Source organism: Acidovorax sp. GBBC 1281 (assembly GCF_028473645.1).
Taxonomy (GTDB): Bacteria; Pseudomonadota; Gammaproteobacteria; order Burkholderiales; family Burkholderiaceae_C; genus Paracidovorax.
In genome coordinates this window covers 314,443-331,059 of record NZ_CP097269.1, presented here as the reverse complement: position 1 = coordinate 331,059, position 16,617 = coordinate 314,443, and the positions used below count along the sequence as shown (strand labels likewise).

The window sequence follows — 16,617 nt, the reverse complement described above, 5'->3', positions numbered from 1 at the left end:
GCGCCTGGGGCTGGGGTCATAACGCGCTCGATTCGGTTTGTGCAACAAAGCCTACCCGGATGGCTATCGGCATCACGTGATCTTTCCTGCCACGACCATTGGATACACCGACAACCAGCAGCTTGCCATCATGGATTACCAGCCGACAGGGACTGGCAGTTGCAGGATGTTCGCCCGCCTCTTCAGCTTTGAGGTTCCTGACCTCACTCGGGCTGAAATGGCGATGCTGGAAATCGTGGATCCTTGGCACACCGCCTACGCGGAAAAGCTCTTTGCGGAAGACCAAGCCATCTGTGAGGCAGTGCAACGCGGGCTGTCGTCCAGGCCCTCACGCATGAAGGGCGTTCTGCAACCCGGCGAGCGCCTCGTTCGACGCTTCCAGGAAATCTATCGCCAATGGATGGATCGATAAAACCCCAAGGCGGCAGGTCCACAACACCTGCCGAGACGAACGCTTACCTTTCCGAAAACCACCCAAAAGCCAAACAGCCCTCCAGCGTAATAACCACTAGGGCATGCAGCTACTATTTTTATAGCGCATCTAGAAATCGCCCGATGATGCCATCGGCATACCGGCTGGCCACGGTCTGAACGAAGCGGGGGAAGTCCACGTGCGCGGCGTCGTCCGCACGGTCGGAGACGGTGCGGACGGCGGCAAAGGGCACGCCGTAGTCGCTGCAGACCTGGGCCACGGCGGCGCCCTCCATCTCCACCGCCAGCACCGCATGGCCGGCGGCGGTGAACGCGTCGCGCAGCGCCTGCGATTCCTGCACGGTCGACACGAAGCGGTCGCCGCTTGCGATCAGGCCCCGGTGCACACGCGGAGCGCGCAGGGGCGGCGGCAGTCCGGCGCCGTCCAGCAGCGCGGCTGCGCCACCGGCCAGGCATTCGCCGGCGGCATCGGCTAGCCGGTCGGCCAGCGCTTCATCGCACGGCAGCCGGGTGCGGCCGTAGCCGGGCAACTCCCAGCGGGGGAACAGGGGCGAGGCGTCCATGTCGTGCTGCAGGAAGTCGTGCGCCACGACCACGTCGCCCACCTGCACGTCCGCGCCCAGGCCGCCGGCCACGCCGGTGAACACCACGCGCGCCGCGCCGAAGCGCTCGATCAGCGCGGTGGCGGTGGTGGCCGCCGCGACCTTGCCGATGCCCGATAGCGCCAGCACCACCTCGCGCCCGTGCAGGCCGCCGCTCCAGAACGTGCGGCCGGCATGCAGGGTGCGCCGCCCCCGGGTGAGCGCGTCGATGAGGCCCTGCTGCTCTTCGGCCAGGGCGCTGAGGATGGCGGTCGTCACGGCCGCAACGCCCCCAGCGGTTGCGCCGGCGCCGGGGTGGCCCGGGGCCAGGACGGGACGGGCCGCACTAGCGCTTGTCGCGCAGCTCGCGGCGCAGGATCTTGCCCACCGGGGTCTTGGGCAGCGATTCGCGGAACTCGATCACACGGGGCTGCTTGTAGCCGGTGAGGTTGGCCTTGCAGAACTCGCGCACCTGCGCCTCGGTGAGGTCGGTGCCGCGCTTGACGATGACCAGCTTGACGGCTTCGCCCGTCTTCTCGTCGGGTACGCCCACCACCGCGCATTCGAGCACGCCGGGCAGCGTGGCCACCACGTCCTCGACCTCGTTGGGGTAGACGTTGAAGCCGCTCACCAGCACCATGTCCTTCTTGCGGTCCACGATCTTGAAGTAGCCGCGCTCGTCGATCACGCCGATGTCGCCGGACTTGAAGTAGCCGTCGTCCGTCATGACCTTGGCGGTCTCATCGGGCCGCTGCCAGTAGCCGGCCATGACCTGCGGGCCCTTGATGGCGATCTCGCCACGCGCGCCCGGCTCGGTCACATCGCGGCCATCGTCGTCGATGAGCTTCATGTAGGTGCTGGAGATCGGCACGCCGATGGTGCCGGTGAACGCCTTTTCCGTGGCCGGGTTGCAGGCGACCGTGGGGCTGGTCTCCGACAGGCCGTAGCCTTCGCAGATGGGGCAGCCGGTCTTTTCCAGCCAGAGCTTGGCCACCGCGCCCTGCACGGCCATGCCGCCGCCCACCGACACCTTGAGGTTCTTCCAGTTCACGGTGTTGAAGTCGGGGTGGTGGGCCAGGCCGTTGAACAGCGTGTTCACGGCCGGGAAGCTGTGGAAGGTGTGCCGCGAAAGCTCCTTGAGCACCGCCGCCAGGTCGCGGGGATTGGGCAGCAGGATGTTCTTGGCGCCCGTGCGCATGCTCATCATCATGTTCACCGTGAAGGCGAAGATGTGATAGAGCGGCAGCGCGCACACGGTGGTGGGCTGCTCGTTGGCCGGCACGGTCTGCATCACGGGAACGTTCCAGGCCTCGGCCTGCAGCACGTTGGCGATGATGTTGCGGTGCAGGAGCACGGCGCCCTTGCTCACGCCCGTAGTGCCGCCCGTGTACTGCAGCAGGGCCACGTCGTCGGGGCGCAGGTCGGGAACCTTGAGCGTGCCGCGCGCGCCCTGCGACAGGGCGTCGTTGAAGCGCACCGCGCCGGGCAGGTTGAACGGCGGCACGAGCTTCTTCACGCTGCGCACCACGTAGTTGACGATCAGGCCCTTGGGGAAACCCAGGCGGTCGCCCATGGCGCACAGCACGACGTGCTTGACCTGCGTGGCGCCGATGCACGCCTGCAGCGTGGCGGCGAAGTTCTCGATGATGACGATGGCCTTGGCGCCCGAGTCCTTGAGCTGGTGCTCCAGTTCGCGCGGGGTGTACAGCGGGTTCACGTTCACAACCACGAAACCGGCGCGCAGGATGGCGGCCACGGCCACGGGGTACTGCGGCACGTTGGGCATCATGACCGCCACGCGGTCGCCCCTGGCCAGCCCCAGGCCCTGGAGATAGGCCGCGATGTGGCGGCTTTGCACGTCCGTCTCACCGAAGCTCACATCCTTGCCCATGTAACTGTAGGCCACGCGGTCAGCGTACTTGCCGAAGCCCTCTTCCATCAGGGCGATGAGCGAGGGGTACTGCGCCGGGTCGATGTCGGCCGGCACCCCGGGTGGGTAGGCGGCAAGCCACGGGCGGTCATTCATGCTGTGTGTCTCCAAACCTGCTGTTACAAAAAGGAGCCCGCATTGTCGTCGCGGGCGAAGGCGCCAGGGGCCTGTAGTTTCCCTAAACCGTGCGCCTCCGCCGCAGCGGCCGCCAAGAGGGCGCCGTCGTAGGGGCGCGCGGGCCTATTCGATGGCCTTGCCGATGTCCTCGACGACCTTCTTGGCGTCGCCGAAGACCATCATGGTCTTGTCCATGTAGAACAACTCGTTGTCCAGGCCGGCATAGCCCGCCGCCATGGAGCGCTTGTTCACGATCACGGTCTTGGCCTTGTAGGCCTCCAGGATGGGCATGCCGTAGATGGGGCTGCCCTTGGTGTGCGCGGCGGGGTTCACCACGTCGTTGGCGCCGAGGATGATCGCCACGTCCACCTGTCCGAATTCGCCGTTGATGTCTTCCATCTCGAACACCTGGTCGTAGGGCACCTCGGCCTCGGCGAGCAGCACGTTCATGTGGCCCGGCATGCGCCCGGCCACCGGGTGGATGGCGTATTTGACGGTGATGCCCTTCTCGGCGAGCTTGGCGGCCAGCTCCTTGACCGCATGCTGGGCGCGCGCCACGGCCAGGCCGTAGCCGGGCACGATCACCACGGTCTCGGCGTTGCCCAGCACGAAGGCGGCGTCGTCGGCGCTGCCGCTCTTGACGCTGCGCTGCGCCTGCGCGCCGCCGGCCGAAGCCGCCGCCGCATCGCCGCCGAACCCGCCCAGGATCACGTTGAAGAACGAGCGGTTCATCGCCTTGCACATGATGTAGGACAGGATGGCGCCCGAGCTCCCCACCAGCGATCCGGCGATGATGAGCATGCTGTTGTTCAGGCTGAAGCCGATGCCCGCCGCCGCCCAGCCCGAGTAGCTGTTGAGCATCGAGACCACCACCGGCATGTCCGCGCCGCCGATGGGAATGATGATGAGCACGCCCATCACGAACGCCAGCGCCAGCATTGCGAAGAAGGCGGTCCAGCTCTCGGTGGCCATGTAGACCAGCCCGAGCCCGACGGTCGCCAGCCCCAGCACGAGGTTGAGCAGGTGCTGGCCCTTGAACTGCACCGGCGCACCCTGGAACCAGCGGAACTTGTATTTGCCCGACAGCTTGCCGAAGGCGATCACCGAGCCGCTGAAGGTGATGGCACCGATGGCTGCGCCCAGGAACAGCTCCAGCCGGTTGCCGAACGGGATCGGCAGCCGCGCGAAGCCTTCCACCAGCACGGTGCCCTCGGGCGTGGCGGCGCTGGCCAGGGCCGGCACGGGGGGCGGCACGATGCCGAAGGCCCAGGGCTCGGCCACCGCGGCGACGGCGATGAAAACTGCGGCCAGGCCGATCATGCTGTGCATGAAGGCGACCAGTTCGGGCATCTTGGTCATCTCCACCCGCTGGGCCATCACCGTGCCGGCAGCGCCCCCGACGAGCAACCCGAGCAGCACCCAGGCCAGGCCCATGGGCGCGCCGCGCGTGACGCTCCAGATCAGCGCGGCGGTGGTGAGCACGGCGATCGCCATGCCGGCCATGCCGAACAGGTTGCCCCGGATCGAGGTGGTGGGATGCGAGAGCCCCTTGAGCGCCTGGATGAAGCAGACGCTGGCCACCAGGTACAGCAGCGTGACGAGGTTCATGCTCATGGCGCGGCCTTGTCGGAAGCGGTGCCGGCGGCAGCGGGGGACGCGGGCTTGCGCTCCTTCTTGCGGAACATCTCCAGCATGCGCCGCGTGACGAGGAAGCCGCCGAACACGTTCACCGCGGCCAGCGCCACCGCGAGCACGCCCATGGTCTTGCCCAGGGTGGTCTCGGTGAGGGCTGCGGCCAGCATGGCGCCGACGATCACGATGGCCGAGATCGCATTCGTCACCGCCATCAGCGGCGTGTGCAGCGCCGGGGTCACGGTCCACACCACGTGGTAGCCGACATAGATGGCCAGCACGAAGATGATCAGGTTGATCAGCGTGGGGGAAACGGCATCCATGGCAGCACTCCTTGAAGGTGAAGGGGCGAACGGGGCGAAGGAACGGACGACTGGCTGAACGGCGGAACGACGGAATGGCTACTGCGGCGGGGCGATCGGGAACGGCGGCACGATCAGCCGGCCGTCCATCATCGCGGTGCTCAACCGCGCGGCCTGCGCCATCTTGTCGCCCCACTCCAGCGCCGGACGGCCGGCGCGCAGGAAGGCCTCGTTGTCGCGCGTGGGTGGGCGCACCAGGCGCTGATCGACCAGCGCATCGATGGTGACGATGGCGCCGCCGTTGGTGGCATAGCGGAAGAACACGTGCGAGTACGGCTTGGTGGGCGCCGCCTGGTTCATGGACAGCCACTGCGCCACGGCGGGGCGGTTCTTGGCCAGGTAGTCCTCGGTATCGGCGCGGCGCTTGTAGCGCAGGCAGTCGATGCGCGCGGGGCTGCCCTGGGCCTTGTCCTCGACGAACACGCCCTGCTGCTGGGGGCACGGGGCCGTCCACAGCGTGGTGTCGCGCGGGTAGTTGGTGCTGTTGGTCTGCACCAGCAGCACGGCCAGCAGCGGCCGGTCCTTGCCCGGACCGCGCAGGCCCATGGCGGTCATCTGCGTGGGCAGGTCGGCGGAGGTGTCGTCGGGCAGCACGTCGATCACCTCGTCGCGGCGGCCGAGCACCTCCCAGTCGCCGGGCGGCAGTTCCAGCTGCGCACGGCCCACGTGCGGCAGCGCGGGCTGCACGGGCGCGCAGGCGGCCAGGGTGAGCAGCGAGGCGATGGCCAGCAGCGGGCCGCCAAGGCGGGGGGACAGGGGGAGCAGGGATGAAAGCCGGGTCTTCACAGGAATGCTTGTCTTGTCATGCGCGGGTGACCGCGCCTTCATGGGCCACGAGGCAGGCGGCGACGATGTCGTCTTGCCGGTCCACGTGCAGGGCCCCTTCGGGGTGGATGATGAGCTTGAGGAAATCGAGCAGGTTGCGCGCGTAGAGTGCCGAGGCATCGGCCGCCACCAGCGCGGGCAGGTTGGTTTCGCCGACCAGCGTCACGCCATGGCGCACCACGGTCTGGCCGGCTTCGGTCAGCGGGCAGTTGCCGCCCTGGGGAGCGGCGATGTCGACGATCACCGAGCCCGGCTTCATGGACTGCACCATCGCCTCGGTCACCAGCACCGGCGCGGGCCGGCCGGGAATGAGGGCGGTGGTGATGACCACGTCGGCCTGGGCCACGCGCTTGGCTACCTCACCCTTCTGGCGTTCCAGCCAGCTGGCCGGCATGGCGCGCGCATAGCCGCCGGAGCCCTGGGCGGCCTCTTTCTCTTCGTCGGTTTCGAAGGGCACGTCGATGAACTTCGCGCCCAGCGATTCGACCTGGTCCTTGACCGAGGGCCGCACGTCGGAGGCCTCGATCACCGCGCCCAGCCGCTTGGCCGTGGCGATGGCCTGCAGGCCGGCCACGCCCACGCCCAGCACCACCACGCGCGCGGCCTTCACCGTGCCGGCGGCGGTCATGAGCATGGGAAAGAAGCGCTGGTAACGGTCGGCCGCGATCATCACGGCCTTGTAGCCGGCGATGTTGGCCTGGGAAGACAGCACGTCCATGCTCTGGGCGCGCGTGGTGCGGGGCGCAGCCTCCAGCGCGTAGGCAGTGACGCCCGCCTGCGCCAGCCGCTGCAGGCCGGTCGCATCGAAGGGGTTGAGCATGCCGACCAGCGTGGCGCCGGGGCGCAGCAGGGGCGTTTCGGATTCGGTGGGGCAGCGGACCTTGAGCACCAGGTCAGCGCCCCAGGCGCCGGCGGCGTCCACGATCTCGGCGCCGGCCGCGGCATAGGCGGCATCCGGCACGCTGGCGGCCACGCCCGCACCCGCCTGGATGCGCACCGCATGGCCCTGGGCCTTGAGCTTCTTGACCGTCTCCGGGGTCGCGGCGACCCGGGTTTCTCCAACCATGGACTCGGCTGGTACACCTATCTGCATGTTGTCTGTCTCCCGGCTGGCGTGTGCTCGGCGATCTCCGCTCACTGGGCCCGAGCTTACCCGATGCGCTCCGCGGCACCGGCACGCCCCCATGACGAAGGCCCGGCGCACGCGAATGCGCCGGGCCTTGGCGTGCGGAGGCGATAGCGCCCCCGCGCGGCGCAGGGAATCAGTTCACCACCTGGGCCAGCGCGCCCGCGGCGTACTGGCCGGCCACGACCTGCAGGCTGTGGCCCTTGATCTTGGGCGCCTGGCCTTCGCAGCCGAACTCGATGTAGCGCTGCTTGCAGATGGCCTTGGCGGCCTCGCGCGCGGGCTTGAGCCATTCGCGGGCGTCGAACTTTTCGGGGTTCTCGGCCAGGAACTTGCGCACGGCGCCCGTCATGGCTAGGCGGATGTCGGTGTCGATGTTGATCTTGCGCACGCCGATCTGGATGGCCTTCTGGATTTCCTCGACGGGCACGCCGTAGGTTTCCTTCATGTTGCCGCCGTACTGGCGAATGATCTCCAGCAGATCCTGCGGCACGCTGGAGCTGCCGTGCATCACCAGGTGGGTGTTGGGGATGCGGCGGTGGATTTCCTGGATGCGGTCGATGGCCAGGATGTCGCCCGTGGGCTTGCGCGTGAACTTGTAGGCGCCGTGGCTGGTGCCGATGGCGATGGCCAGCGCGTCGAGCTGGGTGCGCTTGACGAAGTCGGCGGCCTGCTCGGGATCGGTCAGCAGTTGCTCGCGCGTCATGGTGGCGTCGGTGCCATGGCCGTCTTCCTTGTCGCCCTTCATGGTCTCCAGCGAGCCCAGGCAGCCCAGTTCGCCCTCGACCGTGACGCCGACCTTGTGCGCCATGTCCACGACCTTGCGCGTCACGTCCACGTTGTATTCGTAGCTGGCGATGGTCTTGCCGTCGGCCTCGAGCGAGCCGTCCATCATCACGGACGAAAAACCCAGGTCGATCGCGCCCTGGCACACGGCGGGGTTCTGACCGTGGTCCTGGTGCATGACCAGGGGAATGTGGGGGTAGGCCTCGACGGCGGCCTGGATCAGGTGCTTGATGAAGGCTTCGCCGGCGTACTTGCGGGCGCCGGCACTGGCCTGCAGGATGACCGGGGCGCCCGTCTCGTCGGCGGCGGCCATGACGGCCTGGACCTGTTCCAGGTTGTTCACGTTGAAGGCGGGAATGCCGTAGCGGTTTTCGGCGGCATGGTCGAGTAGTTCGCGCATCGAGACGAGAGGCATGGGATGGGTCCGTTCAAGGTGGGCAGTGGGGAAGGCACGCAGGCCCTGGAAGGCCGTCGGCCGCGGTGGTAACCGCTTCGTAACCGGCGATTTTATCCGGTCGGCCCCGCCGGGGAATCCATGAATTCCAGACGGTAGCAGGTGGTGAATGGCGGCGGTACGGCGCCCGGGCCGAAGCGTGCGCCGTGCGCCTCCGCCACGCGCGCGACGATCTCGTGTCCCAGGTGCAGGCTGTCCACCGGTGCGGGCGCAGCGCCCTGGTCATGGTGCCGGGCGCCGTCGTCCACCACCTGCAGCCAGGGGCCGCCGTGTTCGGCCTGCCCCAGCTGCACCTCGATGCGGGTGCCGTGGGGCGTGTGCTTGAGGGCGTTTTCCAGCAGGTTGCGCAGGGCGATCTCCAGCAGCACCGCGTTGCCGTGCCAGACCAGCGCGCCGGGCGCCGCGACGGCGATGCTGTCCTCGCGCGCCCAGGCGGCCTGGGCGTAGTCGGCGCTCACGCGGCGCGCCAGTTCGGCCAGATCGACGGGCGCGGCCGCCTCGTGCAGCTGGGTGCGGCTGGCGCGTGCCAGGGCGAGGAGCTGGTTGAGCACATGCCCGGCGCGCAGCGCATCCTGCCCGATGCGGGCCAGCGCCTGGGCCTGCTCCTGCGCCGACAGCCCCCCGTCCAGCGCCCGCGCCTGCAGCACGATGGACGACAGCGGCGTGCGCAGCTCGTGCGCCACCTCGTTGGCCAGCCGCCGCTCGCGCGCCAGCGCCGCCTGCTGGCGGTCCAGCAGGGTGTTGATGGACACGACCATCGGGTCGAGCTCGCGCGGGGCGTTGCCGGCGTCCAGCCGCTCGGCCCGCACCACGTCCAGCCGGGCCACGGCGTCCGACAGCGAGTACAGCGGCCGCAGCCCGCGCCGAACCGCCAGGCCCAGCGCCAGCGCCACCACCGGCAGCAGCCACAGCCCGGGCTCGATGATCTGGCCGGCGATGTCGTCGGCCAGGTCGTCGCGCTCGTCCAGGTTGAGCAGCACCATGATCTTGCGGTCGTGGGCCGCATCCCACTGCGAGAACCCGCGCCAGGACACCGGCGGGTCGCCCAGCTCCAGGTCGGCGAAGCCGTCCGGCAGGTCGAACGCCGGCAGCGGCGCGCTGCCCGTGCGCGACAGCAACTGGCCGTTCGCTCCCCACAGCACCACGCTCAGCGATTGCTGGTAGTCGTGCGCCTTGAGCCAGGGCGTGGGCGCGCGCTGCGTGGCCAGGGACGGCTCGACCCCATCGGAGGCGCGCAAATTGAGCAGCAGCGCGGCGACGCTGGCCAGGTGTCCGTCGGTGAGCTCGTCGGCCTCGTGCACCCCGGTCTGGTAGCCCAGCCCGACGAAGGTGCCCCACACGACCACCAGCGCGCCCAGCGTCCACAGCAGCAGGCGCCGCATGAGCGAACCCCTGCGCACAGGTGGCACGGGCGTCGCGGCGGTGTCGGCGGGCTCGGGGATCGGTGGGTCGGTCGGAAGGACGCGGCTCATGGCGTGTCCTCCAGCGGCATGAAGTAGCCCACGCCGCGCATGGTCTGGATGCGCCCGCTGCCGAGCTTGCGGCGCAGGTGGTGGATGTGCACTTCCACCGCATTGCTCTCCACGGCGCTTTGCCAGTTGTAGAGGCTTTCCTCGATCTGCTGGCGCGACAGCACCCAGCCGCGCGACTCCAGCAGCACCAGCAGCACCGAAAACTCGCGCGGGGACATGTCCACCTGCTGCCCTGCCCGGCGCACGGTGCGCGCGGCGGGGTCCACCTCCAGGTCACCATGGCGGATGGTGGGCGATGCCCGGCCCGCAGCCCGGCGCAGCAGGGCGCGCAGGCGGGCTTCCAGTTCGTCCACGTCGAACGGCTTGGCCAGGTAGTCGTCGGCGCCTTCGTCCAGCCCTGCGATGCGCTGGTGGACCTGGTCCCGGGCGGTGAGGATCAGCACCGGCATGGCCGGATCGGGCAGCGCGGGCGCGCCCGGGGCACCGGGCGGGCTGTGGCGCAACCGGCGCAGCAGCTGGGCGCCATCGCCATCGGGCAGGCCCAGGTCCAGCAGCACGGCATCGAACCGCTCCATGCGCAAGGCGCTCCAGGCGGCCGCCACGCTGGAACACACGTCCACCGCATAGCCGCGCTGGTGCAGGTTGGTGCGCAGGCCGTCGGCAATGCCTGCATCGTCTTCGACCACGAGGATTCGCATGGAGGCGATTGTCACCGCGATGCGCGGCGTTCCATGACCCCAGCCGTCCGGACCCGTTAAGACGGCGTTAAGAGCGGCTGCCTATCGTCCGCCCCCATGCCGATTTCAGCCTCCCCCGGCGCCGCACCTGCCGCGCCCCGCTCCGCCCCTCCGCTTCAACCGCTGGCCTGGGCGCTGGCCATTCTGGTCGCACTCATGGCCTGGGACACCTCGGGCCTGGACCTCGATCTGGCCCGCCTGTTCAGCTCGGCCCATGGCTTTCCCTTGCGCGACCATTGGCTTTTCGTGCACGTCCTGCACGAAGGCGCGCGGCGGCTGGGCTGGGTGCTGGTGCTGGTGCTGGTGCTGGTGCTGGTGCTGGTGCTGGTGCTGGTGCTGGTGCTGGTGCTGGTGCTGGTGCTTGCTGTCGGCGTGTGGTGGCCGGTGGGCGTGCTGCGCCGGCTGGACCATGGCGAGCGGGTGCAGATGGCGATCAGCGCCCTGCTGTCGCTGGGGGTGATTGCGCTGCTCAAGCAGGGCAGCACCACCAGTTGCCCCTGGGATCTGTCGGAGTTCGGCGGCGTGGCGCGCTACGCCTCGCATTGGGCCCTGGGCGTCATGGACGGCGGTGGCGGCCACTGCTTTCCGGCAGGACATGCCTCGGCCGGCTTTGCATTCCTCGGTGGCTATTTCGCCCTGCGCCACAAGGCGCCGCGCGCCGCGCGCTGGTGGCTGGCCGGCGCCCTGGCCGCCGGCGTGGTCCTGGGACTGGCGCAGCAGGCACGGGGCGCCCACTTCACCAGCCACACGCTGTGGACCGGCTGGTTCTGCTGGATGACGGGCTGGCTTTGCGACCTCGTGGGACAGTGGATGCACCGGCACTTCCCGGAACTGGACAGCCAGCTGCCCGCCGAGGCCGACGCCCATGCTGTCCATTGAACTGGCCCTGTTCACGGCCGTGAACGCCACGGCAGCGACCCCGGCCGGCATCGTGACCGCCGCGCGCTGGCTGTCGCAGGGGTTCCCCATCCTTGCGGGGCTTCTGGTGGCCGCGGGCCTGGCCTTTGGCAGCCCCCGGCTGCGCCAGGCACTCATGCTGAGCCTGGTGGCCGTGGTGGTCGCCTGGTGCGCCGCGCGCGGCGTCCGAGCATGGGTTCCCATGCCCCGCCCGGGGCAGTTGGGCCTCGGCGTGCAGTGGATCGAGCACGGCGTCCGCGCGGGCTTTCCCAGCATGCATGCCACCGGCGCGTTCGCGCTGGCCCAGGGGTTGGCCCTGGGGCTGCACCGGCGGCGCCACGCGCCCTGGCAATGGCTGGCCTTCGGGTTGGCGGCGGCCGTGGCGTGGAGCCGTGTCTGCCTGGGCGTGCACTTTCCCGCGGACGTGCTGGCAGGGGCCCTGACCGGCTGCGCGAGCGCCCTGTTCGCCAGGGCCCTGCTGCGGCACGCGCTCAGCTGGCGCGGCAGATCTTCAGCATATTGGTTCCGCCCGGCGCGCCCATCGGCTCGCCGCACGTGATCGCGTACAGGTCGCCCTGCTGCACGATGTTGCGGCTCTTGAGGCGGCCTTCGGCCTGCTCCAGCGCGGTGTCGCGGTCGGCGCTGGTGTCCATGAGCAGCGGGCGCACGTTGCGGTACATGGCCATCTTGCGCTGCGTGGCCACCTTGGGGGTGAGCGCGTAGATGGGAATGTGGATGCGGTGGCGGCTCATCCACAGCGCGGTGGATCCGCTCTCCGTCATGGCCACGATGGCCTTGGCCCCCAGGTGGTGGGCGGTGAAGAGCGCGCCCATGGCGATGGACTGGTCGATGCGGCCCAGCGTCTGGCCGGTGAAGTCGGAATCGCGTTCGGGGTCTTCCGCCGCCTCGGCGGCGGCGCAGATCTTGGCCATCTCCTCCACCGTCTCCAGCGGGTACTTGCCCGCGGCGGTCTCGGCGCTCAGCATCACGGCATCGGTGCCGTCCAGCACGGCGTTGGCCACGTCGCTCACCTCGGCGCGCGTGGGCACGGGGTTGGTGATCATGCTTTCCATCATCTGCGTGGCGGTGATGACGACCTTGTCCATGTCGCGCGCCATGCGGATCATCTTCTTTTGCAGCGCAGGAACGGCCGCGTTGCCCACCTCCACGGCGAGGTCGCCCCGCGCCACCATGATGCCGTCAGACACGCGCAGGATCTCCTCCAGGCGCGGCACGGCCTCGGCCCGCTCGATCTTGGCGATCAGGCCCGGCTTGTGCCGGTACTCGGCTGCAGCCACATTGCACAGCTGGCGCGCCATTTCCATGTCGGTGGCGTTCTTGGGGAAGCTCACGGCCACGTAGTCGGCCTGAAAGCTCATCGCGGTGCGGATGTCTTCCATGTCCTTGGCAGTGAGGGCCGGCGCGGTGAGGCCCCCGCCCTGCTTGTTGATGCCCTTGTTGTTGGACAGCTCGCCACCGATCTTGACGGTGGTGTGTACCTCTTCGCCGCGCACGGCGTTCACCACCAGCACGATCAGGCCGTCATTGAGCAGCAGCACGTCGCCCGCCTTCACGTCCCGCGGCAGCTCCTTGTAATCGAGGCCCACGCCGTTGTCGTCGCCCGGCACGGTGCGCGACGCGTCGAGGATGAAGGACTGGCCCTGCTGCAGTTGCACGCGGCCCTCGGCGAACTTGCCCACGCGGATCTTCGGACCCTGCAGGTCGGCCATGATGGCCACCTCGCGGCCCGCGCGCTGCGCGGCCTCGCGCACGGCGATGGCGCGGTCGATGTGGTCCTGCGCCTTGCCGTGGCTGAAGTTCAGCCGCACCACATTGACCCCGGCACGGATCATCTGCTCCAGCAGTTGCGGGTCGCTGGAAGCGGGCCCGAGGGTGGCAACGATCTTGGTGGCGCGGCGGATCTGCATGGCGGTTCGGTCTCTCTGCATGGATGTAATCGGGTTTCAATTTTGCATGAAAAGAGGTTACATCACCTCCAGGCAGACCCCGACTGCGCGCCATGGCCAAAGCAGGTCTGCGCTGGCAGGGACTGCAGCGGGCACCCCGCTGCGGCACGGACCTGGGGGTCCGCCCACGATTCCCGAGCGGACCGCCCACCCGGGCATCGAAGCCTCAGGCTTGTGCGTCGCCTTCTGGGTGGGGGCGGCGCCGGCGCAGTCCCTGTTGGGGTGCGCCGCCAGCGGCAAGGGCCTCGGCTTCGGCCTCCCGACGGACCGCACGTACCGCGCCTTCTGCCTGCCAGCTCCCCCCGATGGCCGCGTACTGCAACCCCGCCAGGATGCCGGCGAGGGAGTTGCTCAAGAAGTCCTGCTGCCCTCGCGTGCCGCCGCGGCTCACATTTCCCAGCAAGTTGAAAATGGCATTTCCTGCGGTGATGGCGGTGATGCGCGCAGGCGTCTGGTCCAGCAATCGTCCATAGTCCGTTCCCGTGAGGCGAGGGTTCCATTGCTGCACCGTCCCGGACTGCAGCGCCTCCTGCTGGGTGACGGATATCCAGTCTGCAGTCTCCACCGCCCAGTTGATGGCCGCCTTGATGGCGGACGCCCCGGCGATGTCGCGCCATGCAGCGCTTCTTGCACTGCTGGAGCTGGCTGCATCCAGCAGCACGGTACGTGCGGCGGAAGTATCCCCTCCCAGTATCGGAAGCTCGGACCAAGCGTTGTTGCCCACCGCATTGGCCATACCGTAGAAGAGGCTGGCCGAGTTCAGATGGCTGCCGCTCACGCCGCCAGAGGTTTCATCGCGCATGCCGACCATGCTGAAGGACGCCTGGATGAAGTCGCGCGTGAACGAATACGCCAGTGTCTTGATGTCCACTGCAAGCACGTCTGCGGCCATTCCCACATTGCCGGTGATCGTGCCATGCAGTGAAAGCCCGGCCGAGACCATGGAAGCGCCGATCTGCTCCAGCGTCACGATGCGCGACATGCGCTGCTGTTTCTGGCGCAGTTGTGTCTTTTCCTGCTCCGAGCACGCGGCCCATTGCTCCACGGTCATCGCGTGAAAACCCCGCGCGGCCGTGTCCGGATCGCGTGCCTCGCGCCGCTCACGCATGATGGCCATGCCGATGTTGAGCAGCCCCACACCCACCTGCATGCCCAGAACCATGGAAGGCGGTGTGTTGCGAAACGCGATCTTCATGGACTCCGCCATCATTTCGCGCACAAAGGTAGGTGCGTACACCCCTGCGGCCTGATGGATGGCATGGCCCGCTCCAGCACCCATCACACGCTGGCTGGGCAGCATCGAGCCGATGGCCTGGGCCGTGGTGGATTCCGATACTGCGGTGCGGGCTGCCGTGGCCACGTCCCCGAGCCGGTGCAAAGCCGCTTCTCCGCTCTGCATAGCACCGATGCCCAATTGCCGCAGCATCGCGTTCCAGCTCTGCGGCTCAGGCACCGCCGGCTCCTCGTGTTCCTGCAGCTCTGGCATATCGCCCCGGCGGCTGGCGCTCAGGAACCGGTCCAGCGGAATATCAACGAGTTCCTCCAGCGCCGGCATCTCGCCCCTGGTCCGAAACGACACGTTGGCGGTTGAAAAACCGGTTATCGCCGCTCCCTCACCGAAACCACCGGCGTTCGGAGTCCCGGGTTCGCTGCTATCCCAGCGATGGCTGCCTCCGGGTAGAGGGGTATGAAAGGATTCCGAGCGCGTAGGACTGGACAGCAGGGAGAAGGAGTCTCCGTCTTGAAGCATCTGGCGCTGCGGCATCGTCTGCGGATGCGCTTGGGACAGTCCTCGCCGGCCGGTCAGCGACGCGTGCTGAAGGCGTCCGGAAATGCTGGCGCCCGAGGAGCGGGACTGGGGAGGCTGAGACCCAGAGGACAGTGTGGGGCGGATCGGTGTGGCCGAACCTGACGTGTTCGTTTTATTGACCATGGATGCGCTCCTTCAGGCCGCCAGAAGCTTCGGATACCGCGCAAGGACCGCACGCCTGCACGGCATTGGCCAGTGCAGCAAGTTGCAGAAGGTGCCGGGCGACAACCTCCGCCGAAGCATTGCCGAGTGGACACCGACACAGCAGTTGCGGCCCCCCGAAACCGCGGGCGAAGATGGCTCCAACGCTGAGCATCCACTGCGTGGAGGCATGCAGCGCGGCCACGCGCCGGGTCGGATCGTCCAGGCAGTCGGCGGGCAACGGAGCCGCCATGATGAGCGCCTCCTCGTCCACGGCGGGCACCAAGGCAATGGTGCGGCTTTCCAGGGCGATGGTTCCGGTGCGCGAGGCATGCTTTGCCTGCTCATGCGATGCGCCCAGGAACAAGGCCGTATCCCTGACCAGCGTCAGGACGCGGGATGACGCTTCCAGTTCCTGCACAGGAGCAGGTGTCTGCGGGCGGGGCGTGAGAACGGCGCTCATTGCACAGCTCCTTTGCGCTGCGATGCCTCGCCCAGTGCCAGCACGCCCTCGCGAGTGGCTTGGCACATGGCCAGCAAACCGCCGAGCTGCACGGCAAGAATCTGCTCGCTTTCTTGCTGTGTCTCCAGCCGCCGCACCAGCACGGCATCGCCGTTGTCTTCCAGGCCATAGCCCCAGTCGGCACTCAGCATCGAATGGCCGTTGGCGAACAGCAACGCGTCGGTCCAGGTGTCCGGGGGAATCTGCTCGGGCCGGGCCATCGTGGCAATGGCGGCCCATGGGCCATTGTCCCGATGGCTCAGGGGTGCCACGCGCAGCGTGAACGGCCCCACTTTCGCTTCGCCCGTTTCTCCAAAATACGGGCAGTGGCCGCGTCGGCCCCCAGTTGCAAGGCTGCGTCCCTGGCACAGGCCTTGCGCCGGGATGACAGTGCGGGGCCACGCACGGGTGGCTTCGGTTTTGCGTTTTTCATCGTCGTTCTTTCAACCGTTATCGCTTATGTATTTCCGCGCGACATGCGGATTTGGTGCCCTTTACACCAGCCGGCACTCGTCTCTGAAAATGTGCCGGCCGTTCCATCGTTGAATGTGCGAAGGCACCGCATGCCTCAGCCAGCGAAGCGATTGACCGGTTTGCGAAAAGGAAAGTTGACAGGAACGCGCGACATTGAACCTTGCCAGGCCCGCCGGGTCGTGGCGCCTCCCCGCCGGGGGCCGATTCCGGCAGGCTGCAAGGCGCCATCGCGCAGCGTGGAATCCTTCCACTCAATGCATTAACGCAAATGAGACATATTCTCATTTGTGTAACAATGTGCGCTGTGAGCCAGACAACCTGCAGGGACGACGGTGCCGCGATCGGCAGTGTCCAGACCGCGCGAGAGGGTAT

General features: G+C 68.2%; 16 protein-coding genes. 3 read left to right on the top strand and 13 right to left on the bottom strand.

Annotation, left to right across the window (positions count from 1 at the left end; translation table 11 throughout):
* Positions 1–37: 37 nt before the first annotated feature.
* Positions 38–412, top strand: coding sequence for an RHO alpha subunit C-terminal catalytic domain-containing protein (locus tag M5C96_RS01485; RefSeq protein ID WP_272566728.1), 375 nt, complete (start codon positions 38–40; stop codon positions 410–412).
* A gap of 118 nt (positions 413–530) precedes the next feature.
* On the opposite strand, the gene M5C96_RS01480 is transcribed toward M5C96_RS01485, so the two are convergent.
* The 9 genes from M5C96_RS01480 to M5C96_RS01440 form a co-directional block, all read right to left on the bottom strand.
* Complete coding sequence (locus M5C96_RS01480) at positions 531–1,292, bottom strand: 5'-methylthioadenosine/adenosylhomocysteine nucleosidase (RefSeq protein ID WP_272566727.1); 762 nt, start codon at positions 1,290–1,292, stop codon at positions 531–533.
* A gap of 67 nt (positions 1,293–1,359) precedes the next feature.
* Positions 1,360–3,039 (bottom strand): long-chain-fatty-acid--CoA ligase, encoded by a 1,680-nt coding sequence (locus M5C96_RS01475; RefSeq protein ID WP_272566726.1) that lies wholly within the window; start codon positions 3,037–3,039, stop codon positions 1,360–1,362.
* Between the two features lie 144 nt (positions 3,040–3,183).
* Positions 3,184–4,674, bottom strand: a complete 1,491-nt coding sequence (locus tag M5C96_RS01470) for an NAD(P)(+) transhydrogenase (Re/Si-specific) subunit beta (RefSeq protein ID WP_272566725.1) — start codon at positions 4,672–4,674, stop codon at positions 3,184–3,186.
* The gene (locus M5C96_RS01465) at positions 4,671–5,015 is read right to left on the bottom strand and encodes an NAD(P) transhydrogenase subunit alpha (RefSeq protein ID WP_272566724.1); all 345 of its coding nucleotides are present in this window, start codon (positions 5,013–5,015) and stop codon (positions 4,671–4,673) included. The genes M5C96_RS01470 and M5C96_RS01465 overlap by 4 nt, the downstream gene beginning before the upstream one ends.
* A 78-nt stretch (positions 5,016–5,093) precedes the next feature.
* The gene (locus M5C96_RS01460; protein WP_272566723.1) at positions 5,094–5,840 is read right to left on the bottom strand and encodes a hypothetical protein; all 747 of its coding nucleotides are present in this window, start codon (positions 5,838–5,840) and stop codon (positions 5,094–5,096) included.
* A 16-nt stretch (positions 5,841–5,856) separates the two neighbouring features.
* Positions 5,857–6,972 (bottom strand): Re/Si-specific NAD(P)(+) transhydrogenase subunit alpha, encoded by a 1,116-nt coding sequence (locus M5C96_RS01455; protein WP_272566722.1) that lies wholly within the window; start codon positions 6,970–6,972, stop codon positions 5,857–5,859.
* Positions 6,973–7,141: 169 nt separating this feature from the next.
* Positions 7,142–8,206 (bottom strand): class II fructose-bisphosphate aldolase, encoded by a 1,065-nt coding sequence (gene fba, locus M5C96_RS01450; RefSeq protein WP_272566720.1) that lies wholly within the window; start codon positions 8,204–8,206, stop codon positions 7,142–7,144.
* Between the two features lie 92 nt (positions 8,207–8,298).
* Positions 8,299–9,627, bottom strand: a complete 1,329-nt coding sequence (locus M5C96_RS01445) for a histidine kinase dimerization/phospho-acceptor domain-containing protein (RefSeq protein WP_272569876.1) — start codon at positions 9,625–9,627, stop codon at positions 8,299–8,301.
* 86 nt (positions 9,628–9,713) lie between these two features.
* On the bottom strand, positions 9,714–10,415 hold the full coding sequence (locus tag M5C96_RS01440; protein ID WP_272566717.1) for a response regulator: 702 nt from the start codon (positions 10,413–10,415) through the stop codon (positions 9,714–9,716).
* A 96-nt stretch (positions 10,416–10,511) separates the two neighbouring features.
* Between M5C96_RS01440 and M5C96_RS01435 the strand changes: the two genes are divergently transcribed.
* Both M5C96_RS01435 and M5C96_RS01430 read left to right on the top strand, forming a co-directional pair.
* The gene (locus M5C96_RS01435; RefSeq protein ID WP_272566716.1) at positions 10,512–11,333 is read left to right on the top strand and encodes a phosphatase PAP2 family protein; all 822 of its coding nucleotides are present in this window, start codon (positions 10,512–10,514) and stop codon (positions 11,331–11,333) included.
* On the top strand, positions 11,320–11,910 hold the full coding sequence (locus tag M5C96_RS01430) for a phosphatase PAP2 family protein (RefSeq protein WP_272566714.1): 591 nt from the start codon (positions 11,320–11,322) through the stop codon (positions 11,908–11,910). The genes M5C96_RS01435 and M5C96_RS01430 overlap by 14 nt, the downstream gene beginning before the upstream one ends.
* Here the strand turns inward: M5C96_RS01430 and pyk are convergent.
* The 4 genes from pyk to M5C96_RS01410 all read right to left on the bottom strand — a co-directional run bounded on the left by pyk (position 11,843) and on the right by M5C96_RS01410 (position 15,992).
* Entirely contained in the window at positions 11,843–13,279 is a 1,437-nt protein-coding gene (gene pyk / locus M5C96_RS01425) for a pyruvate kinase (RefSeq protein ID WP_272569875.1), read from the bottom strand. The two genes, M5C96_RS01430 and pyk, sit on opposite strands and share 68 nt — an antisense overlap.
* Before the next feature lie 205 nt (positions 13,280–13,484).
* Positions 13,485–15,251 carry a hypothetical protein gene (locus M5C96_RS01420; RefSeq protein WP_272566713.1) on the bottom strand — a complete coding sequence of 589 codons (1,767 nt, stop codon included), beginning with the start codon at positions 15,249–15,251 and terminating at the stop codon, positions 13,485–13,487.
* The gene (locus M5C96_RS01415; protein WP_272566712.1) at positions 15,241–15,732 is read right to left on the bottom strand and encodes a hypothetical protein; all 492 of its coding nucleotides are present in this window, start codon (positions 15,730–15,732) and stop codon (positions 15,241–15,243) included. Before M5C96_RS01415 ends, M5C96_RS01420 begins: the two co-directional genes overlap by 11 nt.
* Positions 15,729–15,992 (bottom strand): hypothetical protein, encoded by a 264-nt coding sequence (locus M5C96_RS01410; protein ID WP_272566710.1) that lies wholly within the window; start codon positions 15,990–15,992, stop codon positions 15,729–15,731. Before M5C96_RS01410 ends, M5C96_RS01415 begins: the two co-directional genes overlap by 4 nt.
* Positions 15,993–16,617: the final 625 nt, after the last annotated feature.